This is a genomic window from Rhizobium sp. AAP43 (assembly GCF_001296045.1).
Classification (GTDB): Bacteria; Pseudomonadota; Alphaproteobacteria; order Rhizobiales; family Rhizobiaceae; genus Allorhizobium.
This window is the reverse complement of record NZ_LJHS01000007.1, coordinates 123,683-129,849: the sequence shown is the minus strand read 5'-3', so window position 1 is coordinate 129,849 and position 6,167 is coordinate 123,683. Positions and strand designations below refer to the sequence as shown.

The following is a 6,167-nucleotide window of genomic DNA, read 5'->3' as shown; positions in this document are numbered from 1 at the left end:
GGATAAAGGCCGCCTGAATTCGAAGCTCTGCGGGAGGAGGTGCATCACTTCGATGAATGGAAGATAACCGATATCCCCGCAGAATAAAGAGGCATTGCTGCACTGCAGCTATGCAGAAAACGCATTCCACAATTTCGTGCGGACGAGTTCGGCAGAACGCAATCAGGATCACTCGTGTTCAGACACACGAACGCCCGCGTCAGCGGGCGTTTGATCATTCAGTACTGCGCGGAAGCAGAGATTCAGCGGCCGACGGACTGGCGGGCAACACTGCGGATGTCGGCGCGATTAATGCCGAGGTCCTGCAGTTCGCGGGTGCTCATGCGGTCCAGTTCCAGGACGGTCTGACGATACTTGCGCCATGCGTTGAAAGAGCGTGCTACGTTCATGATGATCCCCTTTCGCGAGGTCTCTTGACGTCAGCCACCTTGTCCGGTTCCAACGTCGTTTCGATGAGGGCAACATATCCCCTCTCCGCCCCTCTGATAAGACACAAGTCCTCAGGTCCGCCATGCGTAAGGCGCATGGATGGTCACTGCTCGAGCACATGGATCCGATCCAGCATTCGATCTGGTCCGTCAATGCAAGCCAAAGAGCCCCAGCAGTTCTTCCCGCTGCTTGACGAAAGCGGCAGCGCTGCGGTCACGGGGACGCGGCAGGTCGATATCGATGAGCCTGGGCTCTCCACCCTTTTCCCGCGGCAGGATCAGGATACGGTCCGCGAGGAAAATTGCCTCCTCCAGATCATGCGTGACCAGAACCGTTGTAACGTCCTCATCTTTCCAGATCCGCGCCAATTCCTGCTGCATGGCGATCTTTGTCATCGCGTCGAGCGCACCTAAGGGTTCGTCGAGTAGCAGGATTTCCGGCTGCACGGCGAGTGCGCGTGCGATGCCGACACGCTGCGCCATACCGCCTGACAACTGACGAGGATAGGCTGCCTCGAAGCCCTTCAGGCCAACGAGGTTGACATAGCGTTGCGCCACATATCGCGCGTCCTCCCGCGACAACCCTCTGGTTTCAAGACCGAAACCGATATTGTCTATCACGGTCAACCACGGAAGGAGACGCGGTTCCTGGAAGATCACCGCCCGGTCGGTACCGACCCCACGGACGCGGCGACCATCGATCAACACATCACCGCCATCGGCCTTTTCGAGACCAGCCAGGATCCGAAGAAGCGTCGTCTTGCCAGATCCGCTCGCGCCAACGATTGCCAAGCTTTCGCCTGATCGGATGGTGAGATTGAGATCCTTCAGAACCGGCAGCGGCTCGCCGTTCAACGTGAAAGTCTTGGAGAGGTGACGAACCGTCACCTCTCCGCGCAGGCTGCTTGGGAGTATCATCGCCACGCCTCAGTTGCTCGCCGCATCGGCAGTGTAGAGAATGTCCTTGGCTGCGAGCTGGCCTTGTTTGAGCTTGCCTTCGCGCACCAGGACATCGATCCAGAACTGCAAGTCACGTTCGACCGCCTGACCACCGGCACGCACACCATAACCGCGGAAGTACTTGGCAATCTCGGGATTTTCCCCACGCTCCTCCAGTGCCTTGGCGAAGACCGCCTTCGTCTCCTCGGGATGCTCCCGGGCATAGTCCAGAGCCCGCTGCGATTGCTCGACAAAGACCTTCGCCGCTTCCGGATGCTCAGCAATGAAGTCGCGACGCAGAACGACAAAGCCACCTGCGATTTCGCCGAGGACGTCGGTATCGTCAAAGATTGCTCGAAGGCCGCCCTTCTGCTTGGCTGCCCCTTCAAATGTCGTCTGCCAATAGCCGAAGGCCGAGACATCGACCTGACCTGAACGCAAAACTTGCTCGAGCTGCGGCCCCGGGACCACGATCTGATTGGCCGCATCTGCCGGCAAACCAACGGAATGAAGTGCCTCCCGGATCGTGTAGTCCAGATGCGCACCCAGAGTATTCACCGCTATGCTCTTACCGGCGATGTCCTTGATCCCCTTGATGGGGCTATCTTCGAGCACATAGAAGATCGATTGGACTTCGTTGTTAATCCCATTCGACGGATAGGCGGCGACGAAGTCGTTTCCGCCAATGATCGAGTTTAACACGGCAGAGGTTGCAGCGCTGCCGATCTCGACATCGCCAGAGGCAAGCGCGATCAACGAGGCCGGTCCACCGGTTGCATAGCCGATGTTTTCGATGGTGATGCCAGTACCATCAAAGTAGCCGAGCTCGGCTGCGAGTTCGTGGGCTGACAATCCGCCCTGACTTGCGAGGTAACGAAACTTGACCTCGTCAGCGGCGAGAGCCGCGCCGGACAGACCGATGGCGATGGCGGCGGAGAGGAGGAGTCGGGTAGAATGCAGGGTCATGGACGGTGTCCTTTCAAGGAATTGAGTCAATCGGGGAAGGGAGTTGAAGCGGCGCTCAGGCCCAGCGGCAGAGCTTTCGCTGCAGGAGAACGAGAGCAGCGTTTGCCGCGAGCCCCAGCAAGGCGAGCAAGAGGATGGCCGCGAACATCAGCGGTGTCTGGAAATTGTACTGGGCATTCATCACCTGAAAGCCGATGCCCTTATTCGCTCCGATCATCTCGGCAGCGATCAGGAGCAACAGCGCCGTGGTCGCCGAGAGGCGGAGCCCGACAAAAATCGCAGGGACCGCGGCTGGAAGAATGACACGGCGGAAGATGGCGAGAGAGCTTGCACCATAGGTCCGCGCCATCTCGATCAGTTTCCAATCGACCTCCTTCACGCCGCCAATCGTCGAGAGAAGGATCGGGAAAAGCGTCGCCCAGAAAATGACGAAGACTTTTGAAGCCTCGCCGAGGCCGAGTAAAAGGATGAAGACCGGATAGAGCGCGAGCGCCGATGTCTGGCGGAAGAACTGCAGCAGCGGATCGAGTGCCTGTTCGATGGCGCGCACCTGCCCCATGAAGAGGCCGAGCGGGATGCCAAGCCCGACGGCGGCAAGGAATGCGATCCCCGATCGCTGCAGGCTGATAGCAACGTCATCCAGCAGCGCGCCCGAGGAAATGCCCTTCCACAATGCGCTGACGATCTCATCAAGAGGCGGGAACACGGATGCATTCACCCAGCCCAATTTGGTTGACACTTGCCAGAACACGAGGAAGCCAATGACCAGGCCATAACGGGCGAGGATTGGAGTGAAAGCGGTCACGGCCTGCCCGAACCAGCCGGGCACTTGGCTTGCACGAGGCGAAAGACCAATTCCGTAGGCAGTTCCATTTTGGATATCGTCAATGGACATGTTGACCCCTCACTCTGCAGCCTGGATGATCGATTGCTCGGCGGCCCATCGGTTGATGGGGAACGGCAGACCGAGATTTTCGCGCAGAGTCTGGCCTTCATAGGCCGTCCGAAACAGGCCACGGCGCTGCAGCTCCGGGATAACCAGGTCGACGAAATCGTCGAGCCCTGTTGGCAGCCATGGTGGCAGGATATTGAAGCCGTCAGCGGCTTCGTTCTCGAACCACTCCTGCAATGTGTCGGCGATCCGCTCTGCGGTTCCAACGATGGTGAAGTGCCCGCGCGCCGAGGCGACCCACTGGTAGAGCTGGCGGATCGAAAAGTTGTTTTCGTCGGCGATCTGACGGATCAGGGCCTGGCGGCTCTTCATGCCCTCGGTCGGCGGCGCTGGCGGCAGGGGGCCGTCGAGGTCATAGCCGCGCAGGTCGAGCGTGCCACCCGTCAGACCATTGAGCAGGCCGACACCATCCTCTTCCAGAATGAGCGACGTCAAACGATCGTACTTCTCCCGCCCTTCGGCCTCCGTGCGACCGACGAAAGGCGAGACACCAGGCATGATCAGAACATGATCCGGGTTACGGCCGAGGCCGCGCGCGCGGTTCTTGATGTCGCGATAAAATTCCTGCGCGGTTTCGATGTGCTGATGGGCAGTGAAGATAACCTCGGCCGTGGCGGCGGCAAGGCCACGGCCATCGTCTGACTGGCCCGCCTGGACGATGACCGGATGCCCCTGGCGCGAGCGTGAGACATTGAGCGGTCCCTTGACCTGGAAGTGCTCACCCTTGTGGTTTGTATCGTGAAGTTTCGCAGGATCGAAGAAAACACCTGTCTCCTTGTCCCGGATAAAGGCGTCGTCCTCAAAACTATCCCAGAGTTTTTTGACCACATCGACATGTTCGGCCGCACGGCGATAGCGATCGGCATGCGGCAGCTGAGCCTCGCGATTGAAGTTCTGCGCTGTCGGATCGCCGGTTGTCGTGACAACGTTCCAACCGGCTCGGCCATTGGAAATCAAATCGAGCGAGGCGAATTTGCGGGCAGTATTATAAGGCTCTTCGTAGGTCGTCGACGCCGTTGCGATGAATCCGAGGTGGGTGGTGAAGGGAGCCAGCGCGGAAAAGAGTGTGACGGGCTCGAAGCCTGCCACGCGGGCATTGCCCCCTTCCCGAGCGCCGCCGAAGCCGACTGCCAGTCCATCTGCCAGAAAATAGGCATCGAACAACCCGCGCTCTGCCGTCTGGGCCAGTTGCTTATGAAATTCGAGGCTGACAGCCCCATCGACCGGTTGGTCGGGATGGCGCCAGGATGCAACGTGCTGGCCGCCACCGGGCAGAAATGCTCCAAGTCTGATCTTGCGTGTCATGGCCGTTCCTCTCTTAATCCGTTGACCGAATGGATGCAGCCTATATTGTCTATAAATTTTATAGAGAAATGAGATTTCGAAAATTGCGCCTTTTCGCAAATTGATTTCCGCAGCGGACAGAAAAAATGAACAAGCCTGCCGAGTCCGCGCAACTTTGGCCAATTGCTTCTAAAGCTGGCCCATGAATGCCGCGGCACCGAGTATGCGATCACTCCGCGCGCAAAGCGGTTGCTGTGATCTACGGTCGAAAGCTGGTTGAAAGCGGCTCGGTTGCAGATATCTTCCATCCGCCGCAAAGCGATGATGCGCGCATGCCCTGATCCCCTGTTGGAGCCGATCTGGTCCGGTATCCCTTCCGAAAAGCCGCATACGCCTTAAACCTGGAGTCCGCATGACCTTCGACGCCCCTTCCCTGACCGCACTTGCCGATGAAGCCAAAACGTGGCGCCGAACAATTCACGCACACCCAGAGCTCCTCTTTGACCTGCCGAAGACGGCTGCGCTTGTTACCGAGAAGCTGAAAGACTTTGGCTGCGACGAGGTGGTCGGCGGCATTGCGACATCCGGCGTGGTGGCCGTCATCAATGGAACGAAGGGGCCAGGCCGAACAATTGCGCTCCGATCCGATATGGATGCGCTGCCAATGTCGGAACAGACCAACCTGCCCTATGCCTCGAAGGTCGAGAACATGATGCATGCCTGCGGGCATGACGGACATACCGCCATGCTTTTGGCCGCTGCGAAGTGGCTTGCAGAGACGCGCGACTTCGCGGGCAAGGTTGTTCTGATCTTCCAGCCGGCAGAAGAGGGTGGCGGCGGCGGCCGGGTGATGATCGAGGAAGGCGTGCTCGAGCGCTTCGGCATCGAGGAAGTCTACGGTATGCACAATGAGCCAGGTCTGCCGGTCGGCGCATTTGCCACACGCCCCGGACCGATCATGGCGGGTGGCGATCGCTTCGTCGTAACGATCATTGGCAAGGGTGGCCATGCGGCGGCACCGCATCTCAGCAACGACCCAGTTGTGGCCATGGGACACATGATCACGGCCTTGCAGACGATCGCATCCCGATTTGTTGATCCTCTCGATTCCGTCGTCGTGTCGCTGACCTTTGTCGAAGGTGGCAATGACCGGGCATTGAACGTCATCCCCGCCTCGGTCCGTATCGGCGGCACGATCCGCACGATGCAGCCAAAGACGCGCGCTGCGGTGGAGGCGCGTTTTCGCGAAGTCGTGATCACAACTGCTCGACTGTTCAACGCAGAAGCCGAAATCGACTGGCGCCCGGGTTATCCGGTCACCGTCAATGATCCCGCCAAGACGCAGCTCGTCGTCAGGGCGGCGCGAGCCGTCGCCGGCGCTGAGAATGTCGACGACAACTATCCGCAGACCATGGGCTCTGAGGACTTTTCCTACATGCTTGAAAAACGGCCGGGCGCTTTCATCTGGCTTGGCAATGGCGATAGCGCCGACCTGCACAATCCGGCCTATGACTTCAATGATGATGCAATCGTGCACGGCGTGCGCTACTGGCTGACACTCGTCGATCAACGCCTCAATGACACGGCTGGAGAATAAA

6 protein-coding genes are annotated in these 6,167 nt (G+C 59.1%); 1 reads left to right on the top strand and 5 read right to left on the bottom strand.

Annotated features, from left to right (window positions below; genetic code table 11):
• Positions 1 to 242: 242 nt before the first annotated feature.
• The 5 genes from IP76_RS22755 to IP76_RS07175 form a co-directional block, all read right to left on the bottom strand.
• Entirely contained in the window at positions 243 to 389 is a 147-nt protein-coding gene (locus tag IP76_RS22755) for a DUF1127 domain-containing protein (protein WP_082352444.1), read from the bottom strand.
• A 189-nt stretch (positions 390 to 578) separates the two neighbouring features.
• On the bottom strand, positions 579 to 1,346 hold the full coding sequence (locus tag IP76_RS07190) for an ABC transporter ATP-binding protein (RefSeq protein ID WP_054157524.1): 768 nt from the start codon (positions 1,344 to 1,346) through the stop codon (positions 579 to 581).
• 9 nt (positions 1,347 to 1,355) lie between these two features.
• A complete protein-coding gene (locus tag IP76_RS07185; RefSeq protein ID WP_054157523.1) occupies positions 1,356 to 2,333 on the bottom strand; it encodes an ABC transporter substrate-binding protein in 978 nt (325 codons plus the stop codon).
• A gap of 55 nt (positions 2,334 to 2,388) precedes the next feature.
• The gene (locus IP76_RS07180; RefSeq protein WP_054157522.1) at positions 2,389 to 3,228 is read right to left on the bottom strand and encodes an ABC transporter permease; all 840 of its coding nucleotides are present in this window, start codon (positions 3,226 to 3,228) and stop codon (positions 2,389 to 2,391) included.
• A gap of 9 nt (positions 3,229 to 3,237) precedes the next feature.
• Positions 3,238 to 4,590, bottom strand: a complete 1,353-nt coding sequence (locus IP76_RS07175) for an LLM class flavin-dependent oxidoreductase (RefSeq protein WP_054157521.1) — start codon at positions 4,588 to 4,590, stop codon at positions 3,238 to 3,240.
• 391 nt (positions 4,591 to 4,981) lie between these two features.
• On the opposite strand from IP76_RS07175, the gene IP76_RS07170 reads away from it, so the two are divergent.
• A complete protein-coding gene (locus tag IP76_RS07170; RefSeq protein ID WP_054157520.1) occupies positions 4,982 to 6,166 on the top strand; it encodes a M20 aminoacylase family protein in 1,185 nt (394 codons plus the stop codon).
• Position 6,167: the final 1 nt, after the last annotated feature.